Source organism: Micrococcales bacterium, assembly GCA_016703125.1.
Lineage (GTDB): Bacteria > Actinomycetota > Actinomycetes > S36-B12 > UBA10799 > JADKAV01.
The window spans coordinates 162,077-180,830 of the sequence record JADJCR010000015.1; the positions used below are offsets into that span (position 1 = coordinate 162,077).

The 18,754-nt window shown below is 70.7% G+C and carries 19 protein-coding genes and 1 pseudogene; 7 read left to right on the forward strand and 13 right to left on the reverse strand.

Annotation, left to right across the window (positions count from 1 at the left end):
* Positions 1–19 precede the first annotated feature (19 nt).
* Positions 20–1,360, reverse strand: coding sequence for a gamma-glutamyltransferase (locus IPG68_15925; GenBank protein MBK6764653.1), 1,341 nt, complete (start codon positions 1,358–1,360; stop codon positions 20–22).
* A 51-nt stretch (positions 1,361–1,411) separates the two neighbouring features.
* On the opposite strand from IPG68_15925, the gene IPG68_15930 reads away from it, so the two are divergent.
* Positions 1,412–2,104 carry a GAP family protein gene (locus IPG68_15930; GenBank protein ID MBK6764654.1) on the forward strand — a complete coding sequence of 231 codons (693 nt, stop codon included), beginning with the start codon at positions 1,412–1,414 and terminating at the stop codon, positions 2,102–2,104.
* Positions 2,105–2,151: 47 nt separating this feature from the next.
* Here IPG68_15930 and serA read toward each other — a convergent pair whose 3' ends face one another.
* Both serA and IPG68_15940 read right to left on the reverse strand, forming a co-directional pair.
* Positions 2,152–3,348 carry a phosphoglycerate dehydrogenase gene (serA, locus tag IPG68_15935; protein MBK6764655.1) on the reverse strand — a complete coding sequence of 399 codons (1,197 nt, stop codon included), beginning with the start codon at positions 3,346–3,348 and terminating at the stop codon, positions 2,152–2,154.
* Between the two features lie 25 nt (positions 3,349–3,373).
* Positions 3,374–3,871 (reverse strand): DUF2505 domain-containing protein, encoded by a 498-nt coding sequence (locus tag IPG68_15940; GenBank protein ID MBK6764656.1) that lies wholly within the window; start codon positions 3,869–3,871, stop codon positions 3,374–3,376.
* Positions 3,872–3,956: 85 nt separating this feature from the next.
* On the opposite strand from IPG68_15940, the gene IPG68_15945 reads away from it, so the two are divergent.
* Genes IPG68_15945 through IPG68_15960 form a run of 4 tightly spaced genes read left to right on the forward strand, consistent with a single transcriptional unit; the run spans position 3,957 to position 7,632 of the window.
* Positions 3,957–5,975 (forward strand): ATP-dependent helicase, encoded by a 2,019-nt coding sequence (locus IPG68_15945; protein ID MBK6764657.1) that lies wholly within the window; start codon positions 3,957–3,959, stop codon positions 5,973–5,975.
* A 21-nt stretch (positions 5,976–5,996) separates the two neighbouring features.
* Positions 5,997–6,509, forward strand: a complete 513-nt coding sequence (locus IPG68_15950) for a 5-formyltetrahydrofolate cyclo-ligase (GenBank protein MBK6764658.1) — start codon at positions 5,997–5,999, stop codon at positions 6,507–6,509.
* A complete protein-coding gene (gene arfB, locus IPG68_15955) occupies positions 6,502–6,912 on the forward strand; it encodes an aminoacyl-tRNA hydrolase (protein MBK6764659.1) in 411 nt (136 codons plus the stop codon). The genes IPG68_15950 and arfB overlap by 8 nt, the downstream gene beginning before the upstream one ends.
* Positions 6,913–6,933: 21 nt before the next feature.
* A complete protein-coding gene (locus IPG68_15960) occupies positions 6,934–7,632 on the forward strand; it encodes a hypothetical protein (protein MBK6764660.1) in 699 nt (232 codons plus the stop codon).
* Here IPG68_15960 and IPG68_15965 read toward each other — a convergent pair whose 3' ends face one another.
* The 5 genes from IPG68_15965 to IPG68_15985 are packed head-to-tail and all read right to left on the reverse strand — an operon-like array spanning position 7,633 to position 12,302.
* Positions 7,633–7,899, reverse strand: a complete 267-nt coding sequence (locus tag IPG68_15965) for a diguanylate cyclase (protein MBK6764661.1) — start codon at positions 7,897–7,899, stop codon at positions 7,633–7,635.
* A gap of 16 nt (positions 7,900–7,915) precedes the next feature.
* Positions 7,916–9,262, reverse strand: coding sequence for a PAS domain-containing protein (locus IPG68_15970; protein MBK6764662.1), 1,347 nt, complete (start codon positions 9,260–9,262; stop codon positions 7,916–7,918).
* A gap of 21 nt (positions 9,263–9,283) precedes the next feature.
* A complete protein-coding gene (locus IPG68_15975; protein MBK6764663.1) occupies positions 9,284–10,870 on the reverse strand; it encodes an MFS transporter in 1,587 nt (528 codons plus the stop codon).
* A gap of 31 nt (positions 10,871–10,901) precedes the next feature.
* Positions 10,902–11,846, reverse strand: coding sequence for a hypothetical protein (locus tag IPG68_15980; GenBank protein ID MBK6764664.1), 945 nt, complete (start codon positions 11,844–11,846; stop codon positions 10,902–10,904).
* A 30-nt stretch (positions 11,847–11,876) separates the two neighbouring features.
* Positions 11,877–12,302 (reverse strand): DUF427 domain-containing protein, encoded by a 426-nt coding sequence (locus IPG68_15985; GenBank protein MBK6764665.1) that lies wholly within the window; start codon positions 12,300–12,302, stop codon positions 11,877–11,879.
* 124 nt (positions 12,303–12,426) lie between these two features.
* On the opposite strand from IPG68_15985, the gene IPG68_15990 reads away from it, so the two are divergent.
* On the forward strand, positions 12,427–12,747 hold the full coding sequence (locus tag IPG68_15990; GenBank protein MBK6764666.1) for a DUF393 domain-containing protein: 321 nt from the start codon (positions 12,427–12,429) through the stop codon (positions 12,745–12,747).
* Here IPG68_15990 and IPG68_15995 read toward each other — a convergent pair.
* From IPG68_15995 to IPG68_16005, 3 genes and pseudogenes are all read right to left on the reverse strand, one after another.
* Positions 12,732–13,660, reverse strand: a pseudogene (locus IPG68_15995) (glycerate kinase). The gene IPG68_15990 and the pseudogene IPG68_15995 overlap by 16 nt on opposite strands.
* 12 nt (positions 13,661–13,672) lie before the next feature.
* Positions 13,673–14,155 carry a glutathione peroxidase gene (locus IPG68_16000; GenBank protein ID MBK6764667.1) on the reverse strand — a complete coding sequence of 161 codons (483 nt, stop codon included), beginning with the start codon at positions 14,153–14,155 and terminating at the stop codon, positions 13,673–13,675.
* A gap of 68 nt (positions 14,156–14,223) precedes the next feature.
* Positions 14,224–14,772 carry a hypothetical protein gene (locus tag IPG68_16005; protein MBK6764668.1) on the reverse strand — a complete coding sequence of 183 codons (549 nt, stop codon included), beginning with the start codon at positions 14,770–14,772 and terminating at the stop codon, positions 14,224–14,226.
* A 341-nt stretch (positions 14,773–15,113) separates the two neighbouring features.
* Here IPG68_16005 and IPG68_16010 point away from each other — a divergent pair, with 341 nt between their 5' ends.
* The gene (locus IPG68_16010) at positions 15,114–16,034 is read left to right on the forward strand and encodes an NAD(P)H-quinone oxidoreductase (GenBank protein MBK6764669.1); all 921 of its coding nucleotides are present in this window, start codon (positions 15,114–15,116) and stop codon (positions 16,032–16,034) included.
* Here the strand turns inward: IPG68_16010 and IPG68_16015 are convergent.
* Positions 16,031–17,461: a cryptochrome/photolyase family protein gene (locus tag IPG68_16015; GenBank protein ID MBK6764670.1), complete on the reverse strand. Its 1,431-nt coding sequence runs from the start codon at positions 17,459–17,461 to the stop codon at positions 16,031–16,033. The genes IPG68_16010 and IPG68_16015 overlap by 4 nt on opposite strands.
* Positions 17,462–18,739 (reverse strand): MFS transporter, encoded by a 1,278-nt coding sequence (locus tag IPG68_16020; GenBank protein ID MBK6764671.1) that lies wholly within the window; start codon positions 18,737–18,739, stop codon positions 17,462–17,464.
* Positions 18,740–18,754 lie beyond the last annotated feature (15 nt).

An 18,754-nucleotide genomic window follows, 5' to 3' on the forward strand; every position in this document is an offset into this window, starting at 1 on the left:
GCCAACGCCTGGCCCAGCCCTACAAGCGCCCGGTGTGCCCGCCCCGGCGGGCGTCGGCGGCCGCCACCGCGTCACTGGACACCGCGTGCACGCCACCGAAGTAGAAGTCCTTGTGCCGCCAGTGCGAAACCGGCTCCGGCAGAGATGCGAGTTGCCCGGCGGGGAACCCTGGCTCCACCTGCACCACCCCCGCGTTGTCCAGGTGCACCCGTGGCGCGTCGATGGCTTCCTGCAGCGGCACGCCGCGCAACAGCCCCGCGATGACCCGGGTCAGGGCGCTGCGGATGCGCTCGCTGCCCCCGGTCCCGAGGGCGGTGACGATCCCGTCGCGCTCCACCAGGCTCGGCGCCATCATCGACCGGATGCGCGACCCCACCGGTGAGGCCAGCCCATCGGGATGCAGGTCGCTCTCCCCCATCATGTTGTTCAGCTGCACGCCGGTGTCACCGAGCATCACTCCCGAACAACTACCGTTGCTCACCGTCATGGCGACGGTCTGCACGCCGTCGGTGACGCTGAGGTGGGTCGTGCCGCGCACCGACGTCGGCGCCAGCGTCTTGGTGTGGTCGGTGGCGTCGCGCAGTGCCGTGAGCAGGTCCAGCGCGGTGGGTTCGGCGGGCAGTTCAGCCAGCGCGTACGCGATGATCGAGCCGCCGAGCGACGGGGCGGGGTTGGTGAACACCGTTCCGCCGGCCAGTTCCACCCGGAGTGGCTCGCGCTCGAACACCCGGTACGCGGCCAGGTCCGCTTCGTGCAGCGGGCCTTCGGCCGGCAGTCGCGACAGGCCGGCCGCGACCTCGTCGAGGAAATGCGCGTACGCGTCGTTGTGGAGCACCTCCCCCTCGGCCAGCAGCCGGCCGCCCGGTGCGTAGATGGCCGCGGCCTGCGGCGTCGAGGTGACGATCGGACCGATCAAGTACAGGACCAGCGCCTGCGCCGCGGTCATCGCCGCGCCCCGGCGGGCCAGTGCCTGCGCCGGGCGCAGCATCTCTTCGCGAGACAACCGGCCGTGCTGCTCGTGGGCGCGCAGCAGGCCGCCGAGCACCCCCGGCACGGCCACCGTCGACGGCCCGATCGTGAAGTCCTGCACCGCCCCGGAGAACTCCACGGTGATCACCTCGTGCTGTGGGTGGTCGTGCGGAGTGGGCACTGCGGCGAAGAAGTCGATGAGGTGGGTCGCGCCGTCAGCGTCGTGCACCATCATGAAACCGCCGCCGGCCAGGCTGGCCAGCCCCGGTTCGGTGACCGGCATCGCGAAAGCGGCGCTGACAGCGGCGTCCACGGCGTTCCCGCCCTCGGCGAGGACCTCCAGGGCCACCTCCACCGTGCCCGGGGCACCTGCCGCGACCGCTGCCTGCATGCCCACCAGGCTAACCACGCGAACGCACCCACCTGCTGGCAGACTCGACCAGTGCTCAGCCTGCTGGTGTCCCTCGGCTTCCTGGGCCTGGCAGCGGTCGACCCCGTCGGCGTCGCGGTGATGCCGCTGCTGCTGACCCAGCCCCACGGCATCCGGCGTTCGGTGTGGTTCCTCGCCGGGTCGGCGATGGGCATCATGGTCCTCGGGGTCGCCTTCGCGATCGGCGCCGGTCACGTGATGCTGCGTGTGACCAAGGAGTACCCCTGGCTGGAGCCGGCGGTGGAGATCGCGTGCGGGGTGCTGTTCGCCGGGTTCGCGCTGTACCTGTGGTGGCAGCAGCGCCAGGGCCGCGGCACCCCCGAGGTCTCCGGGACGCTGCGCCGCCGCCTCGACCTGCCCGGGGTGAGCCTGTTCGGGTTCGGCGCGATCCTGGTCGTCGTGCAGAGCCTGCTGGACGTGGTGTTCATCGTGGCGATGGTCAACGTGGGCGCGAAGAACCTGCCGGTGGTCGAGGTGGTGTTCGCTGTGCTCGTCTATGCCGCCGCCGCGCTGGCCATCCAAACCGCGATCGTCGCGGCGTACGTGTGGGCCGGCCCCCAGCACCGCGACGCGGTCACCGGGAGGGTCACGGGGTGGCTGGACCGCTACGGCGCGCAAGCCGCGATCATCGCCGGCCTCGGGGTGGGAGCGATCCTGGTCGGCAGCGGGATCAGCGCGCTGAACGGCGGGCCGTCACTCGGGTGACGGCACAGCCACCACCATCAGACCCTCGATACCTTCGAAGTCGCGATTCAGTAGAGGACGCGCAACCGCACGGTCTCGGGCAGGGCGCGGAGCTGGTCGAGCACCTCGTCGGCGTAGTCGACCCCGACATCGGTGAGCACGTACCCCGACTCCCCGCGGGTTCCGAGCAACTGACCTTCGACGTTGACGCCGTGCGCCGCCAGCACCGAGTTGATCGCCGCGAGCACACCGGGGACGTTGCGGTGCAGGTGCGCCAGCCGGTGCGTGCCCTCATGCTCAGGCAGGCTCAGCGGCGGCAGGTTGACGCTGAGCACCGTTGAGCCGTCAGTGCCGAAGTCGACCAGTTTCCCGGCGACGAAACGGCCGATGTCCTGCTGTGCCTCCAACGTGGACCCACCGATATGCGGGGTCAGGACGACGTTCGGCAACCCCCGCAGTTCGCTGCGGAACTCCTCACCCCGGCTCGCCGGCTCCACGGGGAACACGTCGACGGCCGCACCGCCGAGGTGCCCGCTGACCAGGTGTTCGCGCAGGGCGGCGGTGTCGATCACGAAGCCGCGGGACAGGTTGAGGAACAGCGCCCCGGGCTTCATGGCAGCGAACTGCGGCTCGCCGAAAAGTCCGGCGTTGCCCGGACGGCCGTCCACATGCAACGTCACCACGTCGGCCACGGCCAGCAACTCGGCCAGCGAACCGCACCGGCGCGCGTTGCCCAGCGCGAGTTTGTCGACGGTGTCGTAGAAGTACACGACCATGCCCAGCGCCTCGGCCAGCACGGACAGTTGCGCGCCGATGTTGCCGTAGCCGATGATCCCCAGGCTGCGCCCGCGCACCTCGTGCGCCCCCGCGGCGGATTTGTCCCACACGCCCTGGTGCATCAGCGCGTTCTTCTGCACCATCCCACGGGTCAGCGCGATGATCTCCGCCAGCGCGAGTTCCACGACCGAGCGGGTGTTGGAGTAGGGGGCGTTGAACACCGCGACCCCCTCGTCGGTCGCCGCTGCCAGGTCGATCTGGTCGGTGCCGATGCAGAAGGCTCCGACGGCCAGCAGCGAGTCCGCCTCGCGGAGGTGCTGCGCGCTCACCTGCGTCTTCGAGCGGACGCCCAGCAGTTGCACGCCCTCGAGCCGGCGCGCGAGTTCTTCGCCGGCCAGCGCCCGGTCCAGGCTTTCAACGGCGTAGCCGGCCCTTTCCAGCGCCGCGGCACCATCGGGGTGGATGTTCTCGAGCAGAAGGGCGCGCACCCTTCGATGGTACGAGCAGCGTCGCTCAGTGCCCGGCGAGCCACTCCTGGTTGAAGGCGTACTCCTTGTCCAGGCTGGCCAGGGTCTCCTTCTCCACGACCCCCTCCAGCTTCCCGCCGATGAGCGGGACGCTGGCCTTGACGTCCATGTTGACCACCCAGTCGGCGCTCGCGTCGCCGGTCGGCTTGACCTCGAGGCGGCCGGTGACCTTCAGCGGCTTGCCGGGGAAGTCGATGTGCAGGTCGCAGACGTAACTGCCGCCACTGGCGGTCCAGTGCTCCGTCTGCACGAGTTTGTTGGTGTCGCCCAGGATCTTCTTGGCGAAGTCCGGCAGGTCGGCCGGCACGATCCGCTCCACCTTCAGCGTGATCGCGGAGTCCGAGGTGTCGAAGGTCTGCACATCGGTGGAGATGTCACCGAGGGCCTGGTACTTGCTGTCGACGTACGCGCGGTCGGACAACATCGCCCATACGGCGTCAGCGCTGGCCTGGTACTTGTCGACACGCGAGATCTTCTTGGACATTCCATCTCCTTCGCTCCGCTGCGAACGTACTGCGAATCGCCGGGAAGTTTCCTGTCGAGCAGTCTCACCGGCTATTCTCGAACACATGTACGCAGACGGTCTCCTCGAAGGACTCAACGACGAGCAGCGAGCGGTCGCGCAGTTCGACGGCGGACCGCTGCGGGTGCTCGCCGGCGCGGGCACCGGCAAGACCACCGCGCTCAGTGCCCGGGTGGCGCGCATCGTGGCCGATGGCGTCCCCGCGGAGCGCGTCCTGCTGCTCACCTTCACCCGCCGCGCGGCACGGCAGATGGTCGAACGCAGCCACGCCCGCCTGGCCCGCATCGGGTACAAGTCCGGCCGCGTGTCCGGCGGCACGTTCCACTCCGTGGCCCACCGCACCCTGCGCCAGCACGCCGCGCGACTCGGCCTGCCGGAGGGCTTCTCCGTGCTCGACCCGGCCGACGCCGCCGACGTCATGGACGTGGTGCGCGACGAGACGCTCAAGGACCTGCCCGGTGGCCGGCGGGTGCCCCGCAAGTCCACCCTGCTCGACATCTACTCCCGCGCCGTCGACACCGGCACCCCGGTGGCCGACGTGGTCAACGCCATCGCCCCGTGGGCCAGCGACCTCGTCGAACCGATCGGCGCGGTGTGCGCCGCGTACCTCACTCGCAAACGCCGGCTGGGCCTGCTGGACTTCGACGACCTGCTACTGCACTGGCGGCAGGCCCTGCGCGACGACCTCGTGGGCCGCAGCCTCGGCGGCATGTACGACCACGTGCTCGTCGATGAGTACCAGGACGTCAACGCCCTGCAGGTCGAACTGCTGCAACTGCTGCGCCGGCACGACGACCGGATCACCGTGGTGGGCGACGACGCGCAGGCGATCTACTCGTTCCGCGCCTCCGACCCCCGCCACATCCTCGACTTCGAGGCCGACTTCGCCGGCGCCACCACGCTGCAACTCACCGTCAACTACCGCAGCACGCAGGCGATCCTGGACACCGCGAACACTCTGGCCGATGACGCCCCGGCGGGCTTCTCCACGCGACTGCGGGCCGCCGCCCCGGCGCCAGCCACCCTGCCCCGGATGGTCCGCTGCGCCGACGAGGACCACCAGAGCCAGATCGTCTGCGAGGAGGTGCTGGCCCAGCGCGAAGCCGGGGTGGCCCTGCAGGAGCAGGCGGTGCTCGTGCGTGCCGCCCACCACAGCGACCGCCTCGAGATCGAACTGGGCCGCCGCGGCATCCCCTTCGTGAAGTACGGCGGCCTGCGCTACCTGGAGGCCGCCCACGTCAAGGACCTGCTGGCCGCGTTCCGGATCGCCGACAACCCCCGCGACGAGGTGGCCTGGTTCCGCGTCCTGCAACTGCTGCCCGGGGTGGGGCCGACGAAGGCCAAACGCGCCCTGACCGCCTTGGGTCTGCTCGACGACGGCGAGGACGCCGAGGTGTTGCTGCGCTGGCCCCTGGCCCTCAACGAGTTGCCGGCCGGCGCCCAGGAAGCGGCGGAGGCCGTGGCCCGGGCGGTCGCAACCAAGCAGGCCGACCCACTGCGACAGGCCATGGCACCGCTGATCCGCGCGGCCTACGACAACGGCGAGGAGCGCCTGGCCGACCTCGATGTGCTCGTCGAGGCCGCCGCCACCCTGCCCCGACTGTCGGACGTCGCCGCCGACCACGCCCTGGATCCGCCGCGGTCGACCGGCGATCTGGCCGGCGCCCCGGCCATCGACGAGGACTGGCTGGTGATCAGCACGATGCACTCGGCCAAGGGCCTGGAGTGGGACGTGGTGCACGTGATCCACGCCGCCGACGGCAACATCCCCTCGGACATGGCCCTGACCGACCGTAACGGCCTGGAGGAGGAGCGGCGACTGTTCTACGTGGCCGTGACCCGCGCCCGCCACGACCTCAACGTGTACGTGCCGCTGCGCTACCACCATCGCCCCACCGGCGACCGGCATTCCTGGTCCCAGCCCTCCCGATTCCTGTCCGACGCGGTGCGCGCCACGATGACCGAGCAGACCCTGCTGCGCCCGGAGTCCGGCGACCCCGCCGACATCGCAGTCGTGGACACGACCTCCGCCGTGGACGCCGAACTGCGCGGCCTCTTCGGCTGACGCGGCACTAGCCTTGCCGGCATGGACAAGGCACACCTGCGCGCCATGGTGCGTGCGCGCCGTGCCGCCGGGCATGTGCCGGACTCGGGCTACCCCGCGAGGGTGCTCGCGGCCGTCCCCCGGGGCGTCGTGTGCTGCTACGTCGCCCTGCCCGGCGAACCACCCACCGAGGACCTCATCGAGGCACTGCTGGCCCGCGGCGACGAGGTGTACCTGCCGATCGCCGGGGCCCGCCGGGTCCTGCACTGGACCCCCGCCATCTCGTCGCGCCCGTGGCGGGCATGGGGCGTCGGACCGGGCCCCACCCCCGAACCCGTCCCCCTCCCCGAACCCGCCACCGTCATCGTCCCCGCGCTGGCCGTCGACGCCACCGGGCATCGCCTGGGCCAGGGCGGTGGGTACTACGACCGCTTCGTGCCGACCGTCCCGCAGGCCCGTACCGTCGCCCTTATCTGGCACGACGAGGTGTTCGAGCGCATCCCGGCGCAGCGCCACGACATCCGCGTGGACACCTGGGTGATCGCCGATGCCTGACCCCACCGGCGACCTCGTCGTCAACGACTCCCTGACCATCCCCGCCACCGAACTGCACTGGCGGTTCAGCCGTTCTTCGGGCCCCGGCGGGCAGTCGGTCAACACCAGCGACTCCCGCGTCGAGCTGACCTGGGACCCCCGCACCTCCCACGCGCTGACCCCCTACCAGCGGCACGCCCTGCGCACCCCGTTCGTCATCACCGCCTCCGAGCACCGCTCGCAGTTGCAGAACCGGCAGGCCGCCCGCCACCGCCTGGTCCGCAGGGTGGAGTCGGCCTTGGCGCCGAAGCGGAAGCGCCGTCGCCGCACCCGGCCGAGCGCCGCATCCCAGACCCGCCGCATGGACGCCAAGCGCAAGCGCTCGTCGCTGAAGGCCTCCCGCCGCCGCCCGTCACCGGAGTAGCCGGGCCACTAGGCTGGCCCTATGACTTTGTACCCGCTGGCGCTGCTTCCCCAGGTCACCGTCACCGAGGGCACCGCCCAACTCCCGTTCGTCCCCGGCACGGAGGCCGAGTACGGCACCGCGGAGCAGGCCATCGCCGCATGGTCCGAGCAGGGCGCGGCCTGGGTGCACGTGGTCGACAACGACCCCGGCGACACCAACTACGCCTCCATCGCCCGCGCCACCGGCGCGCACGTGCAACTGGCCTCCCAGATCGCCACCGAGGCCGCACTGCAGGCGGCGATGGCCGCCAAGCCCAGCCGCATCGTCATCGAGCCGACCGACCTGACGTGGACCCAGAACGCGCTCGGTGCGCACGGCGATCTGCTGGCCGTCGCGCTGGACATCCGCCGCCCGGACGCCCTTGCCGTGGCCACCACGCTCGACCAGGCCGGATGCAGCCGCTACGTGGTGAGCGACATCGCCGAGCACCACCGCTGGCGCCACGACGACCGGCACCTGCTCCAGGAGTTCTGCGACGCCACCGACGCGCACGTGATCGCGGAGGGCGGGGTCAAGAACCTCGACGACCTGCACGAATTGCACGAACTGGTACCCGACGGCCTCGACGGGATCATCCTCGACGCCCCGCTGTACGACGGCGCGTTCATGTACGCCGAGGCCGTGGCTGCCGGCGCGGATCGCTTCGACATGTTCTTCTGGGGCCCGCCCCAGCCGTGATCAGGCCCGCGGTGCGGGCGTGAAACCCATCCGCTCGCTGTAGACGACCACCTGGTCGCGCCCAGCCCGTTTCGCGGCGTACAACGCCACATCCGCACACCGCCGCAACTCGCTGCTGCTGCGGGCGTGGTCGGGGAACGCCGCCAGCCCGGCTGACAGCGTCACCTGCGGGTAGCGGTTGCCTGAGGCTGTGCCCACCAACTGCGGCAGGGCCGCCCGCAACTGCTCGGCCCGCTCCCGCGTCACTTCCAGCGGCGCTGACGGCATGAGGATGATGAACTCCTCACCGCCGTACCGGCAGGCGATGTCGCCGGGGCGCAGCCGGGCGCGCAGCAGGTCGCCCAGCCAGCGCAGGACCTGATCGCCGGCAGCATGCCCGTGCTCGTCGTTGAGCGCTTTGAAGTGGTCCAGGTCGAGCATCAACATGCACAGCGGCGTGTTCTCGCGCTCGGCGCGCGCCAGTTCCCGGCCGAACGTCTCCTCGAGGTACCGCCGGTTGTGCAAGCCGGTCAGCGGGTCGCGCAGCTCGCTCGCGCAGCCCGTCCTGCAGCGTCTGGATCGTCACCAGTTGCGCGGTCAGTTTCTCGTTGGCGTCACGCAGTTCGAGTTCGGTCAGGCGCAGGGCGTTGATGTCGCGCAGCACCAGCACCCGGCCGCGGACCCGGTCGCGCTCATCGCTGACCACTACCCGGTGCACGTCGACGTGGCGGGAGGTGGGGTGCTCGATGAAGACATCGGTGTGATCGCGGTCGGAGTCGACGGTCTGCAGCAGCCCAGGCCACGGCGCGAGCACCGAGGCCACGGGTGTGCCGGCAAGATCCCGCCGCCGGATCCCCAGCCAGTTGTAGAACGCCGCGTTGGCCATCGCCACCCGGTCGGCCGCATCGAGGACCAGCACGGCGTCGTGCAGGTTCTCCAGCACCGACTCCTGCGCGATCGGGACCACGGTGAGCAGACCCTGCCGCAACGTCGCCCATGTCATCCCCACCGCCGTGACCGCGAAGGCGATCGGCGCCGGATCCTGGCCGGGGAAAGGACTGAACCCGAAGACGTAGGCGATCGACCCCAGGATCGGGAACGCGGCGAGCACAAGCATCAACGTGAACTGCCCGCGGTAACTGTCGTCGTGCCGGCCGAACGCCACCACGACGATGGCCAGGGCGGCGAGCAGCAGCAGGTAGCTGTACCCGATCACGAGGAAGAACACCGGGCCGTGCTCGTACACCAGGATGTTCCCCGGCTCGGGCACGAACCCGGTCCACAGCCAGTGGTGCAGGCCGTTGGTGGCGGCGGCGATGACGCAGCACACCGGCACGATCCACAGCAGCCACCGCGGCTGCGGCGCCCACTTCTCGCTCTGGGTGTACTCCACGACGAACAGGAAGAAGAAGACCGGCACGCTCATCGCGCCGGGATAGCCCAGGGTTCCGAAGAAGATCTTGGCGTTCTCGCCCACGACCATCGCTTCGCACGCGTATGCCAGCGTCCACACCAGCATGGCGATGAGCAGTCCCACCAGCGGTCGGCCACCGATGGCACCGCGCCGCGGCCACACCATCATCAGCGCGACGGCCATGACCACTGCGCTGGCCAACAGGGACAGGCCGTACACACTCCACTGCCAGTCCACGATTGGCAGGCTAGAGGTTGATCAGGTCGCGTCGCCCGACGAGGCGTCCTGCCTGCTGTATCGGGCCAACAGGTCCGCCTCACCGGCCTTGCCCGGGAAGCGCCACCATGTCACCGCTGCCCCGATGAGGATCGCCACGATGCCCGCGGCGTAGGCCCAGTTGGCGCCGTCAAGGAAGGACTGCTGCGCCGCCTGCTCGATCGCTGAGGCGTACGACGGGTACTGCTCGGCGACGGCCTCGGCACCGGCGAAGGACTTCTGCAACTGCGTGGCCACCTCGTCGGTGACCTTCTCGGATTCCGGGGAGGCGGCCACCGCCGAAGCCATGGCGCTGGCGTAACCGAGCGTGAGCAGCACCCCGAGGATCGACTGCATGACCGCACCGCCGAGGTCGCGCTGCAGGTCCGCCGTCGCGGAGGCCATGCCCGCCCGGTGGACCGGCACGGAAGCGGTCAGCGCGTGGGACGCCGGGGTGCCCGCGAACCCGACCCCGAGCCCGACGAGGACGTACGCCAGGGCTACACCGGCGTACGACGTCTGCTGCTTCCACAGCAACAGCATCACGATGAAGCCGAGGACGAAGAACACGTAGCCGAGCAAGAGCGTGAAGCGCGAACCGCGGGACACCACCAGCTTGGCGGACAGCCCGGCCACCGCGACCATCGCCACGGACATCGGGATGACCGACGCGCCGGAGGCCAGCGTGCTGTAGGCCCGGACGTTCTGCAGGAACTGCTGGCTGATGTACATCGTGCCCATCAGCGTGCCGAACACGATGATCCCGGCCACGGCCGCCACCCAGAAGATCCGCCGCGTGGCCACGTCGAGGTCGTACAGCGGGTTGGGTGCCCGCCGCTGCCGGCGCACGAACCACACCGCGGTGACCACGGTCACGACCGCGAAGAACCCGGCGAGTTTGAGCCCGCCCGGCACGGCTGCGAAGTTGATGGCCAGCACCAGGGCGGCGATCATCACCACGGACAGGGCACCACCCCGATGATCCACCGGGTCCGAGGTCTCGTTGACGTGCGCGGGCACCACCCGCAGCGCGAGCAGGAACGCCACCGCCGCCAGCGGCACGGTGATGAGGAAGACCGAGCCCCACCAGAAGTTCTCCAACAGCCAGCCTGCGGTCAGCGGCCCGATGACCATGACGCCGCTGCCGATCGCCGACCACTTCGCGATCGCCGCCGTGCGTGCCGGGCCGTCGGCCCACAGCGCCGTGATGAGCGCCAACGTGGTCGGAAACGCCATGCCCGCGCAGACCCCGCCCAGCACGCGCGCGACGATGAGCACCGTCTCGCTCCACGCGAAGGAGGCCAGCAGCGCCGCGGGGATGGACAGCCCGGTTCCCACCAGCAGCAGCAGTTTGCGCCCGTAGTGGTCACCCACGGCACCGAGGTACAGCACAGAGGCGGCCAGGCCGAGGGAGAAACCCACGGCGATCATGTTCAGCGACGTCTGGCTGGCCTCTAAAGCCCGGCCGATCGACGGCAGTGCCACGTTCGCCACGGCGAGGTTGAGGTTGGCGACCCCGGCCACCGTGATCAGGGTCCCCAGCACCAGGCCGGCGCGGGTGGGCTTGGTCGTCACGGCGGCGGCGGTCACGCGCTCAGCGTGGCACGCATGGACACCGGATTCAGCCTGACAGCAGCCGTTCGGCCAGCCAGAGGTCGAGCATCCAGTCGGAGTCCAGGGCCGACCCGCGCCGTTCGGCCAGCACCCCCTGCGCCGACCCGCGGACCCGCACCTTGTGCCAGCGCGGATCCTGCGGAACGCCGGCCAGCCTGTCCTGTACCCACGCCGGGGCCTGCTCGGCTTGCAGGCGTCCGTCCTTGCCGAGGATCTCGAAGGTGTCGGTGGGCCGTTGCACCAGCACCGCGGTGCTGCCGGCGTAGGCGTCCACGACGACGTGGCGGCCGTAGCGATCGCCCTCGAACGTGGTCGGCCCGATGGTGTGCGCCCCGATCCCGTCGGTCCCGATGCGCGGCAACAGGATGATCGACGGCGTACGGCTGATCGCCAGGCCCAGGCCGGAGTTGTAGTCGTCGGCCAGCGAGCGCGCCCGGCGCATGTTCCGCGGCAGCGCCACGAGCAGGAGCACCACGACCGCCAGCCCGGGCAGCGCCGCGACCGGGATGCCCGGGCCGGTCTCCCCCAGCGGCTGCCACACCTGCGTGACCGCGCCGCTGACGTACAGGTAGCCGCCCAGCGGCAGCAGGATCGCCACCAGGGCGGTAGGGACGAACAGGCCGATGCTGAACCGCCGCGAACCCTGCGCACCGGCGCGGGCGCGGGCGGCGTCGGTGCCCGGCAAGGTCAGTGCGGCCATGAGTTGCTCGGGGGTCTGCGGGAGGTGCCCGGCCGGGACCGGTTCGGCCTCTTGCGGCTTGCGGCGGACCAGGTCGACGGCCTGCATCCCGAGGATGCCGAGCAGGTAGATGCCGACCGCGGCGCCGATCAGTGCGTACGGCGGTTCGTCACCGGGTTTGTAGTTCAGCCCGACATACACCACCACGCCCACGACGGCCAGCAGCCCGCCGACCACCCACATCCGGTACAGGCACGACCGTTGCCAGATCACCCGCCGAGTGTGGCAGAGGTGGCAGCGGGCTCACCACCACTGCGTGCCCGGGGCCCCCTTGTACGGCCCGGCGATGCGCGAGGTGGGCCAGTCGCCGTAGAAGCTGCTCTGCAAAGGCGTGACCGCCTCACCGGACACCTCGCACAGGTCCACCCGCTGCGGGTAGAAGCACACGGCGTTGACGATCTGTTCGTAGCCGGGGTTCGGCCGGGGGTACCACCAGCACACCTGCGGCACGGCGGGCTCGCCCGGCAACCGCAGATCCGCGTAACTGGCCGCCCCCTTGTACTCGCATACGGTCCGCAGACCCACCTCGTGCAGGTGGGTCCAGTCGACGTCCGCGGCGGGGATGTAATACGCCGGCGCGTGCGACGTCTCGAGCACCCGCAGCGTGCGCTTGCTCTCAGCCAGCACGTGGCCGGCGTGCACGACACGGACCAGATCGTCACTGGGCATCACGGCCGGTGGCCGGGGGTAGTCCCACACGGACTCCTGGCCCGGTCCCACGGGTTCACGTTTCGGCACACTTCCAGCCTGCAACCGGTCGCGGTTCCCCGCAATCGCGCGCAGACTCGCAGGTATGGCCACGGTCGTCTACGACGGGTACTGCAACCTGTGCATCGCCTCGGTGCGCTTCTTGGCGCGTCGGCAGAAGCCCGGGGCGCTGCAGTTCGTGGCCAACCCCGCCGCCGACCAGCAGACCGTCACCGTCATCGACGGCGGCCGGGAGTACACGCTGTCGGACGCCTCGCTGCGGGCGCTGAAGTACCTGCGGTGGCCGTGGCCGCTGCTGCGCGTCGCGCTGGTGATCCCCAAGCCCGCGCGCGACAGGGTCTATCGATGGGTCGCTGCCAACCGCTACCGGTGGTTCGGGCGCTCGGAGTCCTACTGCCAGCTCTGAGCCACCTGCTGCGCGAGGTCCGCCAGCGCCTGCGCCGGCTCGGTGAACGCTCTGTCGCCGGCGAAGTCCAGCAGCCCGTGGGCTTCCACTCCGTTCTCGGCCACCGTCACCTGCCCGGCCAGCACGATCAGCCGCGAGGCCATGGCCCGCACGCCGGACACGACCTTGCCGTGCAGGGACTGCCGGTCGAACTTCCCCTCCCCGGTGATGACCACGTCCGCGCCCGCACACGCCGCGGCCAGCCCCACCGCCTGCGCGACGACCTCGAACCCGGAGACCCGCACCCCACCGAGAAGCATCAGCCCGAAGCCCAGTCCACCCGCCGCACCGGCGCCGGGTGCCTGCGCCAGCTGCGGGTCCTGGGCGGCCCACAGCCGCATCCGTTCCTCCAGGCCCGGCAGGTCGGCCGTTGCCGCACCCTTCTGCACCGCGAACATGTAGGTGGCGCCATCCGGGCCGAGCAGCGGGCTGTCCACGTCGGTCGCGAGGATCAGCCCCGGGACCGGGCCGCCGAGAGCCTCGACCGCCCCCCGGCCACCGTCGTTGGTGGCGGAGCCCCCCAGCCCGACGATGATCCGTTCACAGCCCCGCGCCGCGTCGATGAGCTGCCCGACGCCGGCAGTCGACGCCCGCCACGGGTCCCGCTCATCCGGTTCCAGCCGCGCCAGGCCGTTGGCCTGCGCCGCCTCGATGTAGGCGACGTCGCCCACCTGCAGCCACTGCGCGCCGACGTCGCGGCCGAGCGGATCGCCCACCGTGATCTCGTGCAAGGTCCGAGGGTGGCGAAAACCCACGACCCGACCGCCGCGCCCATGAGCGGACCGCCCAGGGCGCGGCCGTCGCGGATGGCCTGGGCTGCCTGCGGCGCGCTCAGCGTCCCGGCGAACTTGTCCGGGCAGACGACGACGCGCACGCCGTCAGTGTGTCAGGCCTGCAGCGCCTTCTCGATGGCCTCGCGCATCTTCGCCGGGTCGTCCTGCGGGCTGAAGCGCTCCAGAACCTCGCCGTCGCGGCTGATGACGAACTTCGTGAAGTTCCACTTGATGGCCTTCATGCCGAGGAACCCGGGCGCCTGCTTGGTCAGCCACGTGAACACGGGGTCGGCGTCGTCGCCCTTGACGTCGACCTTGCCCATCATCGGGAACGTCACGCCGTAGTTCACCTGGCAGAACTCAGCGATCTCCTCGTTGCTGCCCGGATCCTGGTTGCCGAACTGGTTGCAGGGGAAGCCGATCACCGTCAGCCCCTGGTCCTTGAACTCCTGGTACAACTCCTCGAGTCCGGTGAACTGAGGGGTGAACCCGCACTTGCTCGCGGTGTTCACGATGACCAGGACCTGGCCGCGGTAGTCGCCGAGGTCCACCTGGGAACCGTCGCGCGCGGCGACTTTGAAGTCGTAGATGCTCATAACTCCAGTCTCCGACCTGTCCGCACAGCCCGCCACCGCAGGGCTGGAGACATGCGTCACTGGCGAGGCTAGGGGAACGACACCACGCCCTGGCAACTCTCGCTGGCCTTCTGCATCTCCTTGGCCACGTCGTGCATAACCTTCTCCGGGCTGTCGGCGTTGTAGATGACCTCCATGCCGGTGGCCATCACCTGCGCGCACTTGGTGGCCAGTTCCGTCTTGGCCTCCTGCGCCGCCAACTCGTCACGCAGCGTCGCGTTCTTCTGCGCCGCCTCCTTGGCCGCCTGGTTGTACTGGTTCTGCAGGTCCTTCAGCTTGCCGGCCTCTTTCTTGAGCTCCTTGCCCTCGGTCTTCAGCTTCGCGACGACCTCCTTGTGGGCCTCCTTCGCCTTCGCGAGTTCGGCCTGGAGTTCCTCCTCCTGCTTGGTGTCGGCGTCGATCTGCGACTGCAACTCAGCGATCTGCGCGGCGCTGGCTTGCGCGGCGGAGTCGGCGTCGCTCTTCTGCAGTAGGCCCCACGCCAGCGCGCCGGCGGCCAGCAGCGCGCACACACCGGTCGCGACCTTCCACCCGACGCCACCGGACTTCGGCTTGTCTTCAGCGGGCGGCTCGGTCACCGGGGGTGGACCGAAGCCTTGCGGCGGCTGCTGCGGGGGTGGACCGTACCCCGGCGGCGGGCCCTGCGGAGGGGATCGTACCGCGGCGGGCCCTGCGGTGGCTGCTGCGGCGGGGGGGGCGCGACGGCGCGGAATCCCGGCGGCGGACCCTGGGGGCCCTGCGGCGGCGGGCCCTGCGGCGGCTGCTGCTCGGGGCCGGGAGCCCCGGGGAACTGCGGCTCGGGCGCTCCCGGGAACTGCGGCTCACCGTTGTCGTTGGACATGCGTCCTCCCTTGATCGTGGTCAGGCTACTGCCGCGGCGCCCCCGGGCCGGGCTGTGACACGGCGTAGCCTCGGGTTCGTGAAGGCGATCGTGGTCGACTCCCCCGAGTTGGTGCGCGTGGCCGAGGTGCCCACCCCGACCCCCGGGCCCGGTGAGGTCCTGGTGGACGTGACGGCCGCGGGGGTCAACCGCGCGGACCTCCTGCAGCGCCGCGGCTTCTACCCGCCGCCGCCGGGTGCCAGCGAGATCCTCGGCCTGGAGGTATCGGGGACGCACGACGGCGAGCCGGTATGTGCGTTGCTCACCGGCGGCGGGTACGCCGAGCAGGTCGCAGTTCCCCGCAGCCAGGTCATGCCGCTGCCACCGGGGGTGGACCCGGTCGCCGCCGCCGGCATCCCGGAGGTGGCCTGCACGGTGTACTCGAACCTGGCCATGACCGCGCACCTGCAGCCCGGCGAGTGGCTTCTGATCCATGGCGGCGGGTCCGGCATCGGCACGTTCGCCATCCAGTGGGCCCGCGCGATTGGTGCGCACGTGGCGGTCACCGCGGGCAGTGACGAGAAACTCGCCCGCTGCGCCGACCTCGGTGCCGAGGTGCTCATCAACTACCGCGAGCAGGACTTCGTGTCGGCTTTGCCGCAGCCGGCCGATGTGATCCTCGACGTCGTCGGGGCCAAGTACCTCGACCGCAACGTCCGCGCCCTGGCCGACGGCGGCCGGCTGGTGGTCATCGGCCTGCAGGGCGGGGTGAAGGCCGAACTCAACCTCGGTGCGCTGCTCTCCAAGCGCGGATCGGTGATCGCCACCTCCCTGCGCAGCCGTCCCACGGCGCAGAAGGCGGAGATCTGCGAGGCCGTGGTGCGCGACGTGTGGCCGCTCTACGCCACGGGCGCGATCCGCCCGATCATCGACCGGGTGCTCCCGCTGGCCGACGCCACCGAAGCACACCGTTTGCTCGCGGACTCCAGCCACTTCGGCAAGGTGCTGCTGGCGGTCTAACGTCCCTGTCCGAACTGCGCGGCAGTCGCCCTCACCTCGGGCAGATCGGGCAGCCGGCGCATCCCCGCCAGCGGCTGCTTCATGCGGTGGTTGTTCGCCAGCGCAGCCTCGTTGCGCGCGAGGAAGTCCCAGTAGCCAGCGGTGAACGGGCATGCCCGCTCGCCGGTGCGGTCCTGCGGGCGGAACCGGCAGCCGGTGCAGTAGTCGCTCATCCGCTTGATGTACGCCCCGCCGGAGGTGTACGGCTTGGTCGCGACCACCCCGCCGTCGGCGTATTGCGACATCCCGACGACGTTGCCGAGCATGACCCAGTCGTAGCCGTCGACGAAAACCCGGTGGAACCAGTCGGTCAACTCCGCCGGGTCGTAACCGCGCTGCAGGGCCCACGACCCCAGCACCATCAACCGCTGGATGTGGTGCGCCCAGCCGGTCTCGCGCACCTGCTGCATCGTCACGTCCAGGCACCGCGCCCCGCTGCCCTGCAACTCCTGCCACCGCCCCGGCAGGGGCTCGCGGGCTTCGAACACGTTGCGCTCGCGGTAGTCCTCGGGCAGCCACCAGTACAGGTGCCACATGTACTCCCGCCACCCGAGCACCTGCCGGATGAACCCCTCGGTGGCAGCCAGCGGCGCCCGCCCGGCCCGGTACTCCGCCTCCGCGGCCCGCACCACCTCCAGCGGGTCCAGCAGCCCGAGGTTCAACGGCACGCTCAGCAGCGAGTGTGACATCCACGGATCCCCTGCGAGCATCGCGTCCTCGTGCGCACCGAAGGCCGGCAGCCGGTCGCGCAGGAACACCGCCAGCGCCGCCAGCGCCTCGTCGCGCGTCACCGCAAACCGCCGCGGCCCGTCCACCCCAACCGTCGGAACCCCCGCCAGATCCGCGCGAACGGCAGCGTCGATTCCGTCCTCGTCAGGCCACCACGGGTCCGCGACCCCCAGCGTCGTCGCCCCGCGCGGCGGCGGTTCCCGGTTGTCGGCGTCGTAGTTCCACCGCCCACCGGCCGGCTCCCCACCATCCATCAGCACCGCGGTGCGCCGCCGCGCCCCGCGGTAGAAACGCTCCATCAGCGGCTTCCCGCCGGTCCACTGCTCGAACTCCGCGGCAGTCGTGGCGAACCCCCGGGCGGGGAGGACCTCCAGCCCCAACCCCTGCACGAACCCCAGCGCCACCCGCGACGTCGGGTGCACCACGTGGACCGGCCCGGCCACTTGCGCCAGCGCCTCCCGGTAGGTGTCGGCCTGAATGAACACCGACCGGTCACCCAGTTCGGCGGCCCGGTGCCGCAGCGCCGACAGCACCAGGTGGGCCTTGGCCCGGTGGAAGCGCCGCCGCCGCAGCACCGCGCGCGACTCGACCACCAGCACTGGGCCGTCCCAGTCGTCGAGGAAGTGCGGCCCGAGCTGGTCGGCGAACGGCCAGCGCACTTACGGCACGGACTTGATCGGCAGAATCGCCACCGCACCGAGCAGAGTGATGATGCCCACGGCCAAGTACAGCGAGGTGTAGCCGCCGAGCACGGTGACCAGCGGCGCGGCCAGCACCGGCGCGAGCACCTGCGGCATGGAGTTGGCGATGTTGATGACCCCGAGGTCCTTGGCCCGGTCCTCGGCGGTCGGCAGCACCTGGGTGATCAGAGCCTGGTCGACGGCCAGGTACCAGCCGTACCCGATCCCGAGGATGAGCGCCGCCACCATGGTGATCCCCCATCCGCTCTGGCCCTCCGGCACGAACGCAAGGATCCCGCCGGCAACCGCGATGACGATCGTGGAGATGATCACGAAGATCTTGCGCTTGCCGACCCGGTCGGAGATCCAGCCGCCGATGACCGCGGTGATCATGGTGCCGCCGGCGTAGAGGGCCAGCAGGACCGTCTGGCGCTGGCCGGCGGCTTCGTCGTCGAAGCCCAGGTGGTCGGTGAGGAAGAACAGCAGGTACAGCGTGGCCATCGCGATGCTCAACGACACCAGGAAGCGCGCCAGCCACGCCCAGCCGAAGTCCGGGTGCAGCTTCGGCGACACCCAGAAACTGCGCACGAAGCTGCCCAGGTGGAACGGGGGCTTGTCCTCCTCGGCCAGCGGCGGGTCCTTGAGGATGAACATGAACGGCACCATGCAGAGCACGAACAGCACCGCCGTGAGGTACGAACCCCCGACCAGCGACACCACCACGAACGTCACCAGCCCCACCCCGACCACCGGCCCGAGGGCCTGCGCCAGCCCGACCAACCCGGAGGCGACGCCACGCTGGCGGACGGGCACCTGGTCGGGGATCGTGGCGGTCAGCCCTGCGTAGGCGGCGTTGACGGCGAACTGCACGGCCAGCCACGCGATGGTCAGCGCCCAGATGGTGCTCATGTTCGGCAGCAGGATGAGACCCACGAATCCGAGCAGCGACCCACCCAGCATCCACGGCCGGCGCCGCCCGAACCGCGACGTGGTGCGGTCGGACAGCGCCCCGGCCAGCGGGTTGCCGATGACCGAGCCGACCACGCCGACGCCGGTGACGATGGCCAGCGCGGTCTCCTTGCCGCCGGATCCCGCGATCTGCTCGGACATACGCGGCAGCAGGTTCTGCAGCGGGGCGAAGAACGCCACCATGATGCCGAGGTTGGCCAGGGCGAGCCCCGACAGGAACAACCCCCGAACAGCGACGGTGGGTTCGGCGAGCGCGCGGACTCCGGCCTGCGTCACAGGGTCACTCATGGGGCACAAGGTACT

What these genes read in the sequence shown, in the direction of transcription:
- IPG68_15925 (MBK6764653.1), bottom strand. Translation starts at nt 1,360, where the DNA reads ATGCAGGCAGCGGTCGCGGCAGGTGCCCCGGGCACGGTGGAGGTGGCC.
- IPG68_15985 (MBK6764665.1), bottom strand. Translation starts at nt 12,302, where the DNA reads ATGCCCAGTGACGATCTGGTCCGTGTCGTGCACGCCGGCCACGTGCTG.
- IPG68_15950 (MBK6764658.1), top strand. Translation starts at nt 5,997, where the DNA reads ATGGACAAGGCACACCTGCGCGCCATGGTGCGTGCGCGCCGTGCCGCC.
- IPG68_15940 (MBK6764656.1), bottom strand. Translation starts at nt 3,871, where the DNA reads ATGTCCAAGAAGATCTCGCGTGTCGACAAGTACCAGGCCAGCGCTGAC.
- IPG68_15960 (MBK6764660.1), top strand. Translation starts at nt 6,934, where the DNA reads ATGACTTTGTACCCGCTGGCGCTGCTTCCCCAGGTCACCGTCACCGAG.
- IPG68_15990 (MBK6764666.1), top strand. Translation starts at nt 12,427, where the DNA reads ATGGCCACGGTCGTCTACGACGGGTACTGCAACCTGTGCATCGCCTCG.
- IPG68_15945 (MBK6764657.1), top strand. Translation starts at nt 3,957, where the DNA reads ATGTACGCAGACGGTCTCCTCGAAGGACTCAACGACGAGCAGCGAGCG.
- IPG68_15965 (MBK6764661.1), bottom strand. Translation starts at nt 7,899, where the DNA reads ATGCCGTCAGCGCCGCTGGAAGTGACGCGGGAGCGGGCCGAGCAGTTG.
- IPG68_16020 (MBK6764671.1), bottom strand. Translation starts at nt 18,739, where the DNA reads ATGAGTGACCCTGTGACGCAGGCCGGAGTCCGCGCGCTCGCCGAACCC.
- arfB (MBK6764659.1), top strand. Translation starts at nt 6,502, where the DNA reads ATGCCTGACCCCACCGGCGACCTCGTCGTCAACGACTCCCTGACCATC.
- IPG68_16000 (MBK6764667.1), bottom strand. Translation starts at nt 14,155, where the DNA reads ATGAGCATCTACGACTTCAAAGTCGCCGCGCGCGACGGTTCCCAGGTG.